This window comes from Solibacillus sp. FSL R7-0668, assembly GCF_038006205.1.
Lineage (GTDB): Bacteria > Bacillota > Bacilli > Bacillales_A > Planococcaceae > Solibacillus.
In genome coordinates this window covers 2285921-2302986 of record NZ_JBBOUU010000001.1, presented here as the reverse complement: position 1 = coordinate 2302986, position 17066 = coordinate 2285921, and the positions used below count along the sequence as shown (strand labels likewise).

General features: G+C 38.1%; 21 protein-coding genes. 20 read left to right on the top strand and 1 reads right to left on the bottom strand.

All coding sequences use genetic code 11. The features are described 5' to 3' along the window. Positions 1-3: 3 nt before the first annotated feature. The 19 genes from MKX47_RS11340 to MKX47_RS11250 all read left to right on the top strand — a co-directional run bounded on the left by MKX47_RS11340 (position 4) and on the right by MKX47_RS11250 (position 16049). Positions 4-1230 carry a hypothetical protein gene (locus MKX47_RS11340; protein WP_340774139.1) on the top strand — a complete coding sequence of 409 codons (1227 nt, stop codon included), beginning with the start codon at positions 4-6 and terminating at the stop codon, positions 1228-1230. Position 1231: 1 nt separating this feature from the next. Further along, a complete protein-coding gene (locus MKX47_RS11335) occupies positions 1232-2371 on the top strand; it encodes a hypothetical protein (protein ID WP_340774136.1) in 1140 nt (379 codons plus the stop codon). 134 nt (positions 2372-2505) lie between these two features. Next, positions 2506-3405, top strand: a complete 900-nt coding sequence (rarD, locus tag MKX47_RS11330; protein ID WP_340774135.1) for an EamA family transporter RarD — start codon at positions 2506-2508, stop codon at positions 3403-3405. 424 nt (positions 3406-3829) lie between these two features. Further along, positions 3830-4252, top strand: coding sequence for a DUF1641 domain-containing protein (locus MKX47_RS11325; protein WP_340774133.1), 423 nt, complete (start codon positions 3830-3832; stop codon positions 4250-4252). 38 nt (positions 4253-4290) lie between these two features. Next, positions 4291-5478: an NAD(P)/FAD-dependent oxidoreductase gene (locus MKX47_RS11320; RefSeq protein WP_340774130.1), complete on the top strand. Its 1188-nt coding sequence runs from the start codon at positions 4291-4293 to the stop codon at positions 5476-5478. Between the two features lie 145 nt (positions 5479-5623). Then, a complete protein-coding gene (locus MKX47_RS11315) occupies positions 5624-6250 on the top strand; it encodes a serine protease (protein ID WP_340774128.1) in 627 nt (208 codons plus the stop codon). Positions 6251-6262: 12 nt separating this feature from the next. Further along, positions 6263-7600, top strand: coding sequence for a hypothetical protein (locus MKX47_RS11310; protein ID WP_340774126.1), 1338 nt, complete (start codon positions 6263-6265; stop codon positions 7598-7600). Between the two features lie 210 nt (positions 7601-7810). Continuing rightward, entirely contained in the window at positions 7811-8452 is a 642-nt protein-coding gene (gene cbpA, locus MKX47_RS11305; protein WP_340774124.1) for a cyclic di-AMP binding protein CbpA, read from the top strand. A gap of 357 nt (positions 8453-8809) precedes the next feature. Continuing rightward, the gene (locus MKX47_RS11300; protein ID WP_340774121.1) at positions 8810-9340 is read left to right on the top strand and encodes a GrpB family protein; all 531 of its coding nucleotides are present in this window, start codon (positions 8810-8812) and stop codon (positions 9338-9340) included. Between the two features lie 40 nt (positions 9341-9380). Further along, positions 9381-10232 carry a hypothetical protein gene (locus tag MKX47_RS11295; RefSeq protein ID WP_340774119.1) on the top strand — a complete coding sequence of 284 codons (852 nt, stop codon included), beginning with the start codon at positions 9381-9383 and terminating at the stop codon, positions 10230-10232. 63 nt (positions 10233-10295) lie between these two features. Then, positions 10296-10805, top strand: a complete 510-nt coding sequence (locus MKX47_RS11290) for a GNAT family N-acetyltransferase (protein WP_340774116.1) — start codon at positions 10296-10298, stop codon at positions 10803-10805. Positions 10806-10835: 30 nt separating this feature from the next. Next, a complete protein-coding gene (locus MKX47_RS11285; protein ID WP_340774113.1) occupies positions 10836-11039 on the top strand; it encodes a hypothetical protein in 204 nt (67 codons plus the stop codon). 105 nt (positions 11040-11144) lie between these two features. Further along, complete coding sequence (locus MKX47_RS11280) at positions 11145-11606, top strand: NUDIX domain-containing protein (RefSeq protein ID WP_340774110.1); 462 nt, start codon at positions 11145-11147, stop codon at positions 11604-11606. 300 nt (positions 11607-11906) lie between these two features. After that, positions 11907-12704 carry a DUF2268 domain-containing putative Zn-dependent protease gene (locus MKX47_RS11275; protein WP_340777795.1) on the top strand — a complete coding sequence of 266 codons (798 nt, stop codon included), beginning with the start codon at positions 11907-11909 and terminating at the stop codon, positions 12702-12704. A gap of 42 nt (positions 12705-12746) precedes the next feature. After that, the gene (locus MKX47_RS11270; RefSeq protein WP_340774108.1) at positions 12747-13436 is read left to right on the top strand and encodes a hypothetical protein; all 690 of its coding nucleotides are present in this window, start codon (positions 12747-12749) and stop codon (positions 13434-13436) included. A gap of 472 nt (positions 13437-13908) precedes the next feature. Further along, the gene (locus MKX47_RS11265; RefSeq protein WP_340774107.1) at positions 13909-14286 is read left to right on the top strand and encodes a hypothetical protein; all 378 of its coding nucleotides are present in this window, start codon (positions 13909-13911) and stop codon (positions 14284-14286) included. A 112-nt stretch (positions 14287-14398) separates the two neighbouring features. After that, positions 14399-15109, top strand: coding sequence for a cytochrome c biogenesis CcdA family protein (locus MKX47_RS11260; protein ID WP_340774104.1), 711 nt, complete (start codon positions 14399-14401; stop codon positions 15107-15109). 55 nt (positions 15110-15164) lie between these two features. Next, a complete protein-coding gene (locus tag MKX47_RS11255) occupies positions 15165-15530 on the top strand; it encodes a response regulator (protein ID WP_340774102.1) in 366 nt (121 codons plus the stop codon). A gap of 27 nt (positions 15531-15557) precedes the next feature. Further along, complete coding sequence (locus tag MKX47_RS11250) at positions 15558-16049, top strand: CcdC family protein (RefSeq protein ID WP_340774100.1); 492 nt, start codon at positions 15558-15560, stop codon at positions 16047-16049. A gap of 35 nt (positions 16050-16084) precedes the next feature. On the opposite strand, the gene MKX47_RS11245 is transcribed toward MKX47_RS11250, so the two are convergent. Then, positions 16085-16519, bottom strand: coding sequence for a DUF2621 family protein (locus MKX47_RS11245; RefSeq protein WP_340774099.1), 435 nt, complete (start codon positions 16517-16519; stop codon positions 16085-16087). Positions 16520-16841: 322 nt separating this feature from the next. On the opposite strand from MKX47_RS11245, the gene MKX47_RS11240 reads away from it, so the two are divergent. Continuing rightward, positions 16842-17060 (top strand): DUF1659 domain-containing protein, encoded by a 219-nt coding sequence (locus tag MKX47_RS11240; RefSeq protein ID WP_340774097.1) that lies wholly within the window; start codon positions 16842-16844, stop codon positions 17058-17060. Positions 17061-17066: the final 6 nt, after the last annotated feature.

The following is a 17066-nucleotide window of genomic DNA, read 5'->3' as shown; positions in this document are numbered from 1 at the left end:
GCAATGTCAATTACATGGCTTGAAATGAAAAAGGCCTTGCTGTCACCGGTTATGATGATTCTCCTGCTTTTGATGCTGGGCTTTAATTTATTTTCCATTATGAGTAACGCGCAGCATAAAGAAGAGCTGAAGATTGTGACCGATATTATCGCAGCATACGGACCGACCTTTGATGATGAGGTGCTCGCAACAATGGAGGGCGATATTCAAAAACAGGTGCAGCAGCTAGGTGCCACGGATACGGTGAGCTTTTTGGACAATATGACCTATGAGCAGTACGAGCAGGCTGATGCTTCTGAGCAAAAGCAAATCGATGAAATAAGCCTGAAGTTTACTTATTTGCAAGTAGCAAAAGGTTTAGAGGGACGCTATGAGACCATTGATTTGAGCGGTGAAATCGATGCTCTGTTGAAGCGCTATTCCATGCCGAGCTGGCTTGAGGAAAAAATGGTCGCACAGTTTAACCAGTGGGAAAGTCGTTTTGATGAAATTGTTGCGACGAATGAATATAAGCAATGGTTTTTCTTGAGCGATTATCGCATGCATTCCGAGCTATTTCGTTCGCATATGAAAACACTGGCAATTGAAGGGGTATTGCTTGTCGTTTTATTGACAGCGTTCATTACAAATTATGAGTTCGAGCAGCGCACACAACTTGTTATATATCCGACTAAAAAAGGACGAAAACTTTTATTAAATAAAGGGTTCGCAAGTTTACTAGGAAGCCTCCTTGTCATAGCGGTTCTGTTTGGTGTCACCTTGGCAACGTACTTTACCGTCTATGATTACTCGGCTGTGTGGCAAGCTTCAATTAGCAGCGGCTTCAACTGGGAGTATAAGCTACCATATATTCCATGGTGGGACGTGTCGGTGGGACAGTATTTCATGTTGGCATTAGCGGTTTTACTCGCCATTTTACTCATTGTCGGGATGCTGACATTTACCATCGCGGTATTCGTGAAAAATAGCTATTATACATGGATCATCGTCGTGCTCATGCTCATGGTCATCTTTATTGTGCCCGCATATTTTTCAAATGCCGTCATTTTGTGGCTTACAACTTTCAATATTTCGAGCTTGATGATGAATCCACATCTCTATTTTGATGGAGGGATCACGTTTATTGAAACAAAGTACCATGAAGTGTGGACGCTGCTTATTTCGTTCGCTATTGTGAGTGTTGGTGTGTACGGGGCAATTCGTTATTTCAATCGGAAGGATGTCGTGTGAGATGAAGTTATTTTTTTATGAGCTACGAAAAATATTTTCTTGGAAATTGCTTGTGCTCATTTTATTGGTGAACGTAATTCTATTTAAATTGTTAATCGAATTTGATTTAGACTATTTTCCAAATGGACGACCCACAGGAGATCATTTTGATATTGAACAGCAAATTATTCCGATGTTCGGTGCGGAGTGGGATGATGAGGAGCTATCCGAGTTTCAAGGAATGTATGAAGCAGAGGTGGCGGCTGCGGATGCTTATTTAGCAAATGACCCAGAAGCCATTGCGGCTGGCTTAAATAGCTATGAAAAATTCAATAACTTTGATGACGAAAATGAGGAGCAATATGCTTATCATAGTAAAATTACGTTTGAAAGTGACCTCGATTTCCCTTGGCGCCTGCAAGCCTATGAATGGTATTTAACGGAGAATCAGTATCGGGAAGAATCGATGCTAGCCGATATGAGATATTATGAATCTGAAGGTCAGAAAAAGCGATTGCAGCAGCTTTTAGATGAACAGCGATTTGCTGTCTATACAGATATTGTGACAAGTAATTTTAAAACGTATAAAACATCGATTGCGATTGCGATTTTTGTCAGTATCGCCATCCTTATTTCACCGATTTTTATTCGAGATAAAATCGCAAATGTTGTACCGTTACAGTATGCTTCTGCCAAGGGACGCCAATTGTACCGAACGAAATGGTTGGCAGGACTATTCAGTGGTACTTTGCTGACAACGGCTTTATTAGCATTTTATATGTGGCTCTATCAGTCCAATGATACTCAATCACATTTTGATTTACCATTAACCGCATTTGGCTGGCATTATCATTGGTATGACATGACGTTTTGGCAATATATCCTGCTTTCAGTCGGGGTGATCTTTTTACTTTCTGTTGTTTTAACGATGTTAACAATGGTTATTTCAACTGTTGTACCGAATCGCATTGCCTTAATCGGCGTGCAAATTGTTGTGCTCTTTTTAATGATTGCGGTTGGGGCATCATACGTGGTTCAGCGTGCCATTGATTTCTATCTTAGCCAACTCTTCGTCCCTGGTGTCGTTGGTGGGTTTACGCTAGTTACGATTGTAGCGATGCTTGTTGTTTGGAAGCGAGAGTTAGAAAGGGATATTAGCTAACCTATATACTGGGAAAATCCGTAAACGCTGTTCGTTAGACGTTTACGGATTTTTCTTATGTTCACAAACGATCATTTACATCTCACGTTCCGACCTCTATAATGAGTTCTATTATATTTATAGAAGGTGCAAGTATGTCAGAACAAAAACAAGGTGTCCTGTTTGCGGCAGGAGCCTATTTAATGTGGGGGATTATTCCACTTTATTGGAAGCAGGTGCAGCATGTTTCGAGTCTCGAAATTTTAGCGGGGCGAGTTATTTGGTCATTTGTTTTTACGGCGCTCTTTGTCTTACTGATAAAGCAGCGTAAGGAATTAATGGAGGATATTAAAACACTATGGGGCAGACAAGCTCAGTTTTGGTCGCTTTTCATTGCGTCGCTCGTAATCAGTGTCAACTGGGGTGTGTATATTTGGGCAGTTAATAATGATCACTTGCTACAGGCGAGTCTTGGCTATTACATCAATCCGCTTATTTCTGTGCTCTTTGGTTTGCTCTTTTTTAAAGAAAAGCTATCAGGTGCAACGATTGTAGCGGTCATTATCGCAGCAATTGGTGTAGGCTATCAAGCTATTTTAGGTGGGACGATCCCATGGGTGTCACTAACTTTGGCGCTTTCCTTTTCTATTTATGGTGTATTGAAAAAGAAAATCCCGCTCGATGCAACGCGCGGCTTAGCGATTGAAACACTGTTTATATTACCAATTGCGATTGTTGGATATATTTATTTAATGCAAACGACGGATATTGCCTTTTTACAGGTGGATATGAAAACCAATCTGTTCTTAATCGGCAGCGGAATTATTACGGCATTACCACTCGTTCTTTTTGCAAAGGGCGCACAAAAAATCCCGCTGTATTTAATGGGCTTCATCCAATTTTTATCGCCAACGATGAGCTTAATTATCGGCATTTTTATTTTTGATGAGCCGTTTACAGCGACAGAATTCTTTACTTTCGGCTGCATTTGGTTAGCGGTGCTTATTTTCTCGGCTGCTAAACTTGTCGAAGCAAGAAAGCGACATGCGATTTAGTGAAGGTATTGTGAGTAATACAGAAGGAGTCTACTTGTTATTTAAGTAGGCTCATTTTTTTAATTAAATCCCCGTATGGAACGTGTAAAAGGTGGGAAAATAGGGTAAAGGTCAATCGTGACTTTTCATCGAACGTGCGTTTATTCGGCGGAGGAATGTGCATAGAATAACTACTTAAAACGAGTTTCTTCTTATTAATAAACGCTGAATTCATAAACAGAGATTGAAAAAAATAGTCAGCACCACTCTGTTAAAAATTCAGAATTATCTTTAAATTAATTTTTCCGTCATTTATTTCGGTTTTCTAATTGTATCTACCGAATGTTTGTGCTAGGATAGCTTATTGATGGTATGTGAAAGTTTAAACATAGTTTCGGACTTTTCATAAAGAAAAAATATTAAGTGTTGGCAAAGGAGAGTTATTATGTCAGAAATGAATAATCAGGTAGAAAAAGCGTCTGTGTCTCAAGAGCAATTAGACGTATTAGACCAACTATTAAAGCCAGAGGTACAAGCTTCGTTAACGACTTTAGTTGACAATTTACCAAAGTTAGCAGAAATGACAACTTTATTAACAAAGGCTTATGACTTCGCAACAGCTGTAGCTACAGACGAAACATTAAAGAAAGATACAGTTGCAGCCGTTACGGAAATGGCGAGCCCAGTTGTAGATACGGCAAAATCATTAGCACAAACAGCGATCGAAGCAAAGGACCGCGCAGAAGTAACAACGGAAACAGTAGGTGTATTTGGTCTATTAAAAATGTTAAAAGACCCACAAGTTCAAGGCGCTTTACGTTTTGCTAACGCATTTTTAGCTGTAGCAGCTGAGAAAAAATCAAATTAATTAATTCGCACAATCTAATTTAATTGGAGGATGTTATCATGGTAACAAAAGATATCGTTATTTTAGGTGCTGGTTTTGCTGGTGTTTTAGCTGCCCAAACAGCTCGTAAATATTTAAATACGCTAGAGGCAAACATTACAGTTGTCAACCAATTCCCAACGCACCAAATCATTACTGAATTACACCGCTTAGCTGGTGGTACGATTAAAGAGGGCGCGGTTTCTCTATCTTTAGAAAAAATCTTTAAAGGTAAAGACATCAACCTTGAAATCGCAAAAGTAAACAGCTTTAACGCAGACAAAAAAGAAGTGCAACTTTCAAATGGTAAAACTTTATCATACGATACATTAGTTGTTTCTTTAGGCTCTCAAACAGGATTCTTCGGTATCCCAGGCTTAGAGGAAAACTCATTTGTCTTAAAAACTGTTGACGAAGCAAACGCAATCCGTGAGCACATCGAAGCGCGCATTGCAGAATATGCAAAATCAAAAAATGAAGCAGATGCAACAATCGTTATCGGTGGTGGCGGTTTAACAGGTGTTGAGCTTGTTGGTGAAATCGTAGACCACTTCCCGAAAGTAGCTGCCAAATACGGCGTGCCTTTCGAAGACTTAAAAATCAAATTAGTAGAAGCTGGTCCAAAGATTTTACCAGTATTCCCAGACAACTTAATCCAACGCGCTACAGAATCATTAGCTAAACGCGGTGTTGAATTCATCACTTCAACTCCTGTAACAGGTGTTGAAGGCAATGTCATTCAATTAAAAGACCGTGAGCCAATCGTAGCAAACACTTTAGTATGGACTGGTGGGGTTGCGCCACTTCCATTAGTTGGTGAATCAGGTCTGAACTGTGACCGCGGTAAAGCAACAATCAATGATTTCCTACAATCTACATCTCACCCAGATGTATTTGTACTTGGTGATGCTTCTGCGCACATTCCAAACCCAGGTGACCGTCCAACGTACGCACCAACAGCTCAAGTAGCATGGCAACAAGGTGAGCAAGCTGGTTACAACATCTTCGCTCAAATTAAAGGTCACGACATGAAAGCATTCCAATTCACGAACTCTGGTACTTTAGGTTCTTTAGGACGTAAAGACGGAATCGCTACAATTGGTGCAAACAATACTCAATTAGTAGGTTTACCAGCATCATTAATGAAAGAAGCTTCAAATATCCGTTACATGACGCATATTAAAGCACTATTCGGTTTAGCGTACTAATTCCTAAATCAACCAACGAAAGCCGCTTAGAATTTATTTTCTAAGTGGTTTTTTTGTTTATCTAAAAATTCTGAAAAAGGCTCCTCTTCATATGTCAATATTCTCTGAAATCTGTATAATGGAATATAAACGGGGAGGGATGGCGATGAATGTATTCGAAACAAATGATTCATTATTTTTTTTAAATGAAGTACAGGAGCAGAATTATTCGCAGTGGCATCATTTTGACTATTATTTTAGCTTATTGCGCCATGATTTTTTAAATACCCCGTATGTCATGCTGACTATGGCGGATTTTGGTGTATTTTATTATTATGATGATCAAAGCCTACCCATTATAAATTCTGAAAATGCCTTAGTTTTTTTATTGCGCCACTTTATGTTAGATACCGTTTTAAAAAACGCAAAGCTCCAACGAATGAGAGCGGTTACGGTAGGCAATCCAATTCAATCCTTAATTGCGGCGGCTGCTACGACAAATCTCTTTTTAGATGGCTTACGTGACGTTTATCGCGGGTTGGCAAAGGAGGATTTGGTTTTTTTCTCAAAATACGCGAACAATTCTTTGCCATTACATGACCCACGTTTTTTACAAAGCGAGGGCTACCCTAAGCGTCTTGTTCAATTGGAAACAACAATTTTAAAGGCGTTACGAAGTTGGATTCAACAAAATCAAGAGCTTTTTGCAGAAAATGTACAAAAACTCGTACGCATGCTAGATGAAATTTCTATTATTGAAAAAGAGCTATATAACGAGTTTCAACTAGAATAGGTGGTGATGAAAATGATGGGCGAGCAATTGCGTGTTGAGGATGAAATATTGGCATACAAAAAGCAACAATTTGAATCATTGGAACGACAATTAGAGCATTATCAGATGATTGTGCAGGAGTGTATTCACCAAGAGCAATTTGATCAGCTCATTGAATTTATTAATAATGAAAGTGAACCCTTTATTTTTTCAAGGTCCAATAAAGTCGTACTAGATTTAATGCTTTCACTAGAGCAGATGATGAAGGAAGAATATCCAGAGCATTTAGCAACGGTCTATCTGATTATCGGTCATTGCTTTTACTTTTACTTAAATTTTGAGAATGCGCGAACATACTATCAATTAGCAGCGAGCTATGCCATGGAATATCAACAATTTGCTGTTTTATCTTTATCATTGAATAATTATAATGCATCCATGTTTGATACAGGGAACGATAGAATCTTGTGGGAGAGTAGTAAATATCCATCAGTTTTTTTTGTGAAACATAAAGGTGCGTATAATAAAGATTTTTTAGTTCGCTTTATCGGACATATTGAGCTGTCACTAAGGCTCGGGAAAAATGAGTATGCTTATCAAATTTATAATAAATATTTTGAGCAAATTCAATATGAAATAACGCGTCGCTTTGAGCTACAGCTGAAAGGGTTAAAGGTGGATATTTTAACTTCTTTAAATAAGTATGATGAGGCGCTGATATTGTATCATGATTTGCTGGAAATCTGCGTAAAGGAAGTCAGCTATCGTGATTTAATCGTTACTTTATATGATCGCATTTCAATGATTAGTCAAAAATTAAACGACACGCAGCTATCTTTAGAAGTACAGCAAACCTACGATCAATTCATAAAAAAACTGACAATCGATAAAGCCTATTTGCAGAAGCATTTAGTGATGAGTTCGTCCTGCTTGAATTTTGTGGATCACAATTTTCCGTTGAACTATGAGCAGTTCATCCGCGAGGCAAATGATCAATTAAGTCATGTACCACCAGAAGGGCTATCTGTTGTCATCATCGATTTAAACATTCGTGAAGCAGATTGGCAATTAACGAATGAAATACTGTATTGTGTCAACGAAAAAATCCAGGATGCCCTTGGCGAGCGGCTATTGCTTAAGACGAGGATTGATGAAACGACCATTGGCTACTTGATTCGCCATACAGAATTGGGGACGGAGGTACTGAGTGCACAAGCCTTTCAAGAGGTTCGGGAGCTGTATCCAAAAGAGACAAGCCCATTAACCGCCATCTATTTTGCAGCGGTGAACAATGTGGAAAATCATTTGACAACCTATGAGCAATGCCGAAAACTAGCGTATGCGTATATTTACTATGAATTTTATAAGTGATTAAATAGAGGGTGAGCTTGAGCTTTTTAGGGGGATTACTGGGGATTCGCAAATATTTTGGAATTATCGCAAATAAACCCTGGAAGCGAGCAAACCCCCAACTAAGGTAAGTAAGCTTTTGTCACAAAAAACAAAAAATTCTAAAAATAACTTTCGTATTGTGGACAAACCCTATAAAATAGAGTTAATGACATCGAAGGGGGAATCATTATGTTAGTAAAACAAAGAACTGTAAAGAAGAAGGATGTAAGCTATGTCAAAGCGTCGGACACGATTTCACAGGTGTTAGGGCAATTGAATGACAATGGTTTCCGCTGTATCCCGATACTAGATGACGACGGCGAAAAATTTGTCGGTAATATTTATAAGGTTGAGGTGCTCGAGTACAAGTTAAAGGATGGCGATATGAAGCAGCCAATCAAAAGCCTAGCACTTGATAATGATGCTTTCGTTCATGAAAACAGCTCATTTTTTGAGGTGTTTCATTCGATCAAACAATTACCTTATTTAGCGGTAGTTGATACCAAGGGCCATTTTTCAGGCATTTTACCGCACTCCAAAGTATTCGAGCTGCTAGAGGAAGCATGGGGCTATCGTACAGGCAGCTGCGCGATTACTATTGCCTTACCTGATACGGATGGCATTTTAATCAAGGTACTAACGGCGGTGAAAAAGATTTGGCCATTGCACTGTGTATTCTCACTGGATGACGATACAACCTATCTACGCCGCGTCATTATTACCCTCACAAAAGGTGCCAAGCAAGCAACTGTCAACGAGCTTGAGCAAGCGATGGTCAAACAAGGCGCACGAATTATTGATATTGAAGTGTTTGATAAGGAAAACTTTTAACTCAGCATAGAAGATTGTAAAAAAAGCAATTGTGAGCGCAGATTTTATACTCACAATTGCTTTTGTTGCTATGTGAAAGCTATTGGGTGGCGCATTACTTGGAAATACGTGCGATATTTGAAAATACGGGTTTATCACGGATAGTTACATTAAGGTGAAAGTAAAAATATGGTTAAACGATCATAAATTTGAAAAACCGATCGTAAAACTCGAAAAATCGAGCATAAAATCAGGAAATCGATCACAAACCACTTAAATTCGAGCATAAAATTTCAATACCGAGCATATTTTCCGCAGAATAATCATCCATTAGCCTATCTAATATAGCTGATTGGGAAAATCAACAGGAGGCAATGCATGAGAAAAATCGAAGTAAAGCCATATGATGAGCATTGGATTGGGCTGTTTGAAATCGAAGCAAAACAATTACATAGTATATTCGGTCGTGAAATTATTAAAATTCATCACATCGGGAGTACCTCAGTAAACGGTTTAAAGGCAAAACCGATCATTGATATGATGCCTGTAGTTAAGGACATTCATAAGATTGATGAGTACAATTCAGCGATGATAGCAATCGGTTATGAACCAAAAGGGGAGAACGGGATTTGCGGACGTCGATACTTCAAAAAAGGTGGAGATAATCGAACGCATCATGTGCATATTTATGAAGTAGGCAGTCCAGAAATTGATCGCCACCTGGCATTTAGAGATTATCTGCGAGCTAATCCAGATGTTTCGAAAAAGTATGGAGACTTGAAAAAGGAACTGTCCCAACGATTTCCATATGATGTGGCATCGTATATAAAAGGAAAGGAACAGCTAGCATTAGAAATTGAACGAAACGCAGTGGCTTGGTATCGTTATCAAGAATTTCACGCAAAGTAATCCTGCACTTCCTTTAACAAAACTTGAACGGAGAAAGAGCATGAACACAAATCAAACAATCCAAAAAATCGATACCATCAATGACTTTAAATTAGATGATACACTCAAGCAAAAATTAGCCGAACTCGAATGGCGTTTTCAATCTAATAACTTTACCGAACTATTTGCCCAAATTTCAGCGGATACTGTAACAGGCATTGGCATGAGCTGGACTAGCGCTTTTCACCCCTATGCAAAATATATTGATGTCATCGCGAAAGATGCAGCTGATGAATTGATGAACCACTTACTTGCTGGCACTGCTACGCACGATAAAATCATTTTATCCTGCTGGGACTATGAATTAGAAAAAATCCAGTTATTGAAGCAATTTCAGTTCAAGCTGTTCCGCAAAACATATATGGAAACGTACGAAATCAGCACATTATTAGAACAGCTAGAACAAGAGCAATCAACACAAACATTCATCCCATTACTTGAAATCTTAAATGAGCCAACTTTAGAGCAGAATCTTTTTCAACTACTAAAAACCAATTATGAGCAAACCCATTTAGATAACCCAGTAAAGGATGTTTCTTGGCAAACTTGGAAAGAAATTTTAGTAGATGATACACCAGATTTTCATTTAAGTTTTGTAGCAGTTGAAGAAAATAACGTAACGGCCTATATTTTTCTTCATCCCATAACAACAGACCATTACGAAATAGGCTGGGTTGGCATGAAGAACCCCACAAATCTTCTGCCTATTTTGAAGCAACAGCTTATCGAATTACAACGTCAAGGTGTCAAAACCGTCGAATTTGAAATCGACACAACGAACCATATGGCATGGCAATTCGCAGCAATACTGCAATTAGAACAGAAAAAAAGCTGGAATTCTTATTATTTATAGATTGGTAAGATGCATGTTTATAGAGCACAAAGACTACTTACATTGCCAGAAGGAGCTGAAAAAATGATTGAACTAAGAAAGATAGACGGGGATAACATAGAGGAAGTAATAGCACTCGACGTTGGAGAAAACCAGAAAGACTTCATAGAAACTACGAACCTCCGAAGCTTTGCTGATGCGCATATGTTGAACGCAGATGGGATACCAGCGACCCCGCTAGCCATTTATGCTGATGATATTATGGTTGGGTTTTTGATGTATATTTACGATTCGACGGACCATGAATCCTTTCAAAATGAAGTTTATTTCGGGAAGAAGACTTATTTCATTTGGCATTTTATGATTGATAAGAGCCATCAGGGGAAAGGATATGGCAAGCTTGCTTTTGAAAAAATGTTGGCGGATATTGAAATGATGCCACTTGGGGAAGCACAATATGTCGATCTCTTTTATCATAAAAGTAATGTCATAGCGAAAGAATTATACGCTTCATTTGGTTTTGTAGAATCAGGTATTATTCAGGGAAATTCGGTGCATGCGAATAAAAAACTGGATGGGAAAATAGCAGATTAATTCTATGTTAACAGTAGACAGGGGGATTTTATGATTAAGTCTTTAAAGGGACAATTTATCTTATCTATTTTTGTTGCGATTGGCTTTGTTTATACTACTTTTTCTATCATTGAGTTTCATGTGGATAAGAGCCTTTTATCCGTTCGAATATTATTTTTCTTCACTATGATTGTAGCGGTATTTAATGCAGGCTTATTGACGGAAAAATACATACAGTCAAGGAAGAAAACCTAGTTCTTATGTGACTATCGAGTGCTTTTGGTTTGATGATATTTTTTTGATTCACAAAGTTTATTAGTAAATACCATATTTAGTAAATTCGTAATTGAGAGGTCGTATATGAGAAAAATTTTAGTCACTGGCGGCGCGTTAATAAAAGATACTAAAGGGAGAATTTTATTACAGAAGAGGTCAGATTACGGAGACTGGGGATTACCTGGCGGGGCAATGGAACCAGGAGAATCAATTGAAGAAACGATGATACGAGAAGTAAGAGAAGAGACCGGAATAAGTGTTGAAGCATATGATTTTCTTTCTGTTTATACAGGGGAAAGAATGATGTACAAATATCCTGATGGAAACGAAGTCGTTTTCGTAATGTTTTTGTTTGAAGTAAAAATTGATGAACAAGGAATGCTATTAAATGATGGGAAGACATTGGATTATCAAGATAAAAACAACGAATCACTAACATTAGAGTTTTTCGAGGAGCAACATATTGATATCGAGCAAATAAGTATTGTTCAAAGACCAATTTTTGAAGATATGAGAAATGGTAAAACGCAGTTATTGAGAAATTAAATGCGTATTACTTATTGAAGATATATTTGTTATCTAGATGTAATTTTCTATTAAGTTCGCTGATACAAAGTACTCTTCATATAAGCCAATCTCTTTTATACTCTTGTATTTAATATACATCATATTACTAAATAACGTTCTCAAATAAAATTTTCAAGATACACATAAAGCTAAGAAATGCTGTGAACCATACGTTTTTTTGATTTTCCTTTGAATGATGATCTTCAGCAATCTGACGTAATTCCACAGCAAGTGTATTGGTTTTTTAGAATAAAGGGAGGGAAAGTCATATTGAAAATCATGCAATTAACACCGCAACTGTTATTCAAGAATAAAAATAATCTTGAACGGTATTTACATAATATGATTGAAGCAACGATCACCCCTAATAGCTGGATGAAAGAGGGGAGAGACATTGCACTTCGCTTTCAACTCGAAAAATTTTTAGAATTATTAACTGAGGAAATACGATCTCATAGCTGGGATGAACAGTTAATTCATCAAGTGGTTAGTGAAACGATAGAGGTCGTGAAAGAATATATTGAACTAGATGATATTCTTCAAATTACAATTGTTCCTGCACTTCCTTTTCCTTGGTTTAAAAATCTTGAACAGTCTATTTGGATAAATGGATTTACAAATAGTAGTCAAAGTATTTGGATTGCGATACCACCGAATCCGGATATTCCCTTTTTACGCTATCTACTAGCTCATGAATTACATCACGCAGCCCCTCAAAATCCAATTTATCAGTTAAAAGTTGACCACTTTCCTTTGAAGGATTGGTATAAAATGGAGGGAACTGCGGAGTATTTTAGTTTGCAAATTTTTGAAGATAAACGCTGGTGGAAAGAAAGTTTTACGCCAGAGGTTGAAGAACGATATATTTCAGAAGCAAAAAGGTTTTTACATACAATTGATGACAATGTAAAAGGTCCCCTTTGTTTTGGTAGCTTAAAAAATAATATTCCATATATGGCTGGTTACTCATTTGCTTATAATGCTGTAAAAGACTATTTGAAACGTTTTCCAATTGAACACTTAAATCAACTATTTGAACTAGATGCCGAAGAACTTGTACTTTCTTATAATTTATAATGCTCTAAATAGAATGTTTCACTACTATCAAATGAGGTGGCAATGTTGAAAAAAATCCTTTACACAAGTATTTTAATAGGAGCATTTGCTTTAACAGGCTGTACAAATGAAGAAGCCGTTAGCAAAAAAGCGACAGTGGAATCGTCTACAGAGAAATCTGAGGCGAATGCTAAGAATAGAGATGAGGCAACACCCATTCCTTTAAACTTAACGCAAGAGCAAAAAGAGCAATATTATCAAAAGTATGCAGCTATTATAGAAAATATCAATGCTGCTAGCGATGCAGAGTTACAATTGAATCCAATCACAGCATTTCATGATGAGCATTGGATTGAAGTAAACGATTTTGAAAAGCTAGCACAAGAGCGAGCGGATGCGTCAATTGTGGTTTTAGAAAATAAAGAGCGCTATCATCCAGCATCAGTGCCAAAAACAGTGACATTAAAAATGGGTTCCGAAAAAGCGAATATTCGTTTTGAAGGCTCTTTTGATACACAACATACCTTTAACGTACCAGGTGGTGGACAGATATTTTCAGTATATAATGGTATTTCTTCGGCAGCGGTGGATTCTCATGGCAACTGGAATCAATTTGGAAATGTAGCTTTATTAAAAGATGATGGGGCCACTTATTTAGTCGAAGTTTCAGGGAATTATTCACAAAACGGGATCATCTCTACACATACAATATCATTAGCATTCGATTGTGATAAAACTGGTGGCATTAGTTAGTATTCTTAAGGAATGGAAATCTATTTTACTTTGTATGAAGGGGAAATCTGTAAACCTCCAGTGAACGAACTCCAATCTTTAATAAATTTCATGAATAGTCAACTATCTAAATAGGTGGTTGGCTCTTTTACATTAATTTGTAAATTCAATTGGAAACAAAACGTGTCGTGGGTATACGTTAAGGAAGAATATGGTTAATCGAGCGTATATTTCGGAAATCGATCATAAAATTCGAAAAATCGAGCATAAAAATAAAAATTCGATCGCAAATCACTCGAAAACGAGCATAAAACTCAAAAACCGATCATATTTCAATCAAACTGACCATGCATGGGCCTCTATCTACAGCCAATCGCGAAATTCGTCATGTTCCGTTGATGAATCAATAAACTCTCTTTACATTTCACACACCAATCCCGTTTTAAATACATAAAATGCAGGGAATAGTAAATAAAAAAAGTAGGTGAAGGGCATGGAAGCAGCGTTCAAATATTTTCGGCAAACGCATCAGGATTATTTGTGGCTCCATTTTTTAGTCGCAGTTGTGCTTGTTTTTACATCGGTTTTTTGGTTTGTTGTCCCATACTTCATCATCAGCTATGGCAAGTATACGGTTTCGACGTGGCAGCAAGTGATGCTGTTAGGCGCTTTGTATACGGCGCCGTCACTGATTATTACGCTTCATTGCTGGTTTATCAATTTTAAAGCCGCGATGAAGTGGAAGGAAAATCACCCGGATGAAAGCAGTTGGCGGTGGCTGCTGCGTTTTCAAACGATTACCATTTTGATTGTCATTGTGTTTACGTCGATTATTTACTCTAGTCTATTTGTGATTGATATGATTCGTTGAGGGCTAAGCGTTCCTCACAAATCAGACAAAAAAAGTTCACAAGCGAAAAAGGGGTAATGTGGGCGGAAATTTGGTACGATGGAGGCATCAATGTGAAGGGGATTTGAGCAGCATGAACACAGATTTAAATATCTTCCTAGCGTTTGGTGCTGGATTTCTGAGTTTTATTTCGCCATGCACCTTACCGCTTTATCCTGCTTTTTTGTCATATATTACTGGCATGACACTAGACGAGCTTAAGGGCGAGCGCGGGATGATGCAAAAACGCGCCATCTTACATACTTTATTTTTCCTACTCGGTTTTTCAATTATCTTTATTGCGATTGGCTTTGGTACATCCTTTGCAAAAGAGTTTTTCGTGCAATATCAAGATTTAATGCGCCAAATTGGGGCGATTTTAATTGTCGTATTTGGTTTAATGATTGTCGGCTTATTGCAGGTTGATTTTTTAATGAGAGATCGTAAATTTCAATTTAAACACCGTCCATCTGGCTATTTTGGCTCGGTCTTAATCGGCTTAGCATTTGCGGCGGGCTGGACACCTTGTACAGGACCGATTTTAATGTCGATTATCGCGTTAGGTGCGACAAATCCTAGTTCTTCGATTTGGTATATGCTAGCTTATTACTTAGGGTTTGCGATTCCATTCTTTACGTTATCCTTCTTCATTTCTCGTATGAGTTGGATTCGTACGCATAGTCAAAAAATCGTGAAAATCGGTGGCTACATTATGATTGCGGTCGGAATTTTACTATTTTTCGATGGTTTAACATACATCATCTCGATTTTTACGACGATTACTGGTGGCTTTAAAGGCTTCTAGTAGTTTCGTACGCCCTTTATGCGTGTTATACTAATGAAAGTGATGTGATTGTTAAATGCCAACAGTTTTAATTGTGGATGATGCGCTGTTTATGCGTGTCACGATCGGAAATATGTTTAAAGAGTGGGGCTTTGAGGTCGTCGGTGAGGCGGCTAACGGCAAAGAAGCCATCGCGTTATATGACCAGCTAAAGCCTGACCTTGTCACGATGGATGTGACAATGCCTATAATGACAGGGATTGAAGCAACGAAAATGATTGTTGAAAAGGATACCGAGGCAAAGGTCATTATGATTACGGCACTAGGTCAACAAAAAAAGATCAAGGCTGCCATTGAAAGTGGGGCAAAGGACTTTATTACGAAGCCTTTCCAACCAGAGCAATTAAAGACGGTTGCATTTAACGTCCTTAGCTTAACGTAATTCAGTCAACATTAGAGGGGGAATAGGATGTTTGACAGCATACCTTCTCACTATTTATTAATAGGTACAACGATTTTGGCCGCAGTAATGGGAACATTGGCATTATTTGTTCGCTTACGTGCACAAAAAAAGCCGGTAAGCGCAAAAAAAATACTCATTCCACCAATTGCCATGTCATCAGGTGCTTTGATGTTTCTTTTCGAGGAATTTCGCGTTGCACCGCTACAAATTTTAGAGGCGGTATCGGTAGGCTTAATTTTTTCTACGATTTTAATTGCCACGTCGAGATTTGAAGTTCGTGAAGGCGCCATTTATATGAAACAATCAAAAGCGTTTCCTTTTATATTAGTGGGATTATTAATTTTCCGTATTATTATGAAAATGTTATTTGCGGATAGCTTTGATGTCGGCGAATTAGCGGGAATGTTCTTCATTTTGGCGTTCGCAATGCTATTACCTTGGCGAATCGGCATGCTCATAAAATACAAAAAGCTTGAAAAATCACATATCGTAGCTTAAAAAGGTCTGTCCCTAGATGTGGGGACAGACCTTTTTCATGCTTCAAATAAATGCTCATATGGCGTTGTATCAATTTGCATTTCATTTAATTTTTTGCGTAAAAATTTATGATCGCGCTTTGGTGACGCGATAATATAGCCGCGAATAATTAAGTCGGTATTAATTTTCGTGGCATGCTCCTCTAACGCGATTTCGCCAATTTTGCCCGCGATTTTTTCCTTGGCTACCTGACGAAACAGCTCAGGTACAGGGCTCACTAACTCTCGCAGTAGCTCTTTTTCCTCTTCACCCCATAGATGAAGCGTCTTATCTAAATATATATTTTGCCAATCTAAATCAGATCGGCCATCTTGTTTTGGAAGCGATTTTAAAAACTTGCGGAACATGAAGAAGCCTCCGATGCCCATAAGTCCCACTAACACGACTACCCAAAATAAGATAAACCATAAAAACCAACCTTCTAAGCCCACAATTACTCACCTCTTTTTCTCACTAATGTCTATTATATAATTTTTCTATGGCTGAAAGTATAATATTTTCAATAATCCCCACAATTTCACAAAGCAAAGCCATTATTTTGTGCGAATTAGTATTTCAATGGGGTTTACTGGGAAATCGCAAGTAAACCATAGAGAACCGCACGTAAACTTCGGAAAGCGCACATAAAATCCGAAATTTCGCACGCATCCACCCAGCAGCTGTTCAAGCCCAAAACAAAAAATAAAAAAATTTCATCAGCCGTTCCCCGATTTCAAATATTCATGCCATATATAGGGTAAGGAGGTGATGAACATGAACGATTTCGGATTTTTAAGTTCGACAATCACGGTGTACTACCAAACCGGTGTAGACGCAAATGATGAGCCAGTCATCGGTAGCTCTACGTACCGCAACGTTTCAAACAATGTGACGGCTGCTCAAATTCAAGCCGTTGCACAGGCGTTAGTCTCTTTAACGGACTATACGTATATTGAAACGGTGAAAACAACAAAAGATCTAGTGGCGGAATAAGCTGGG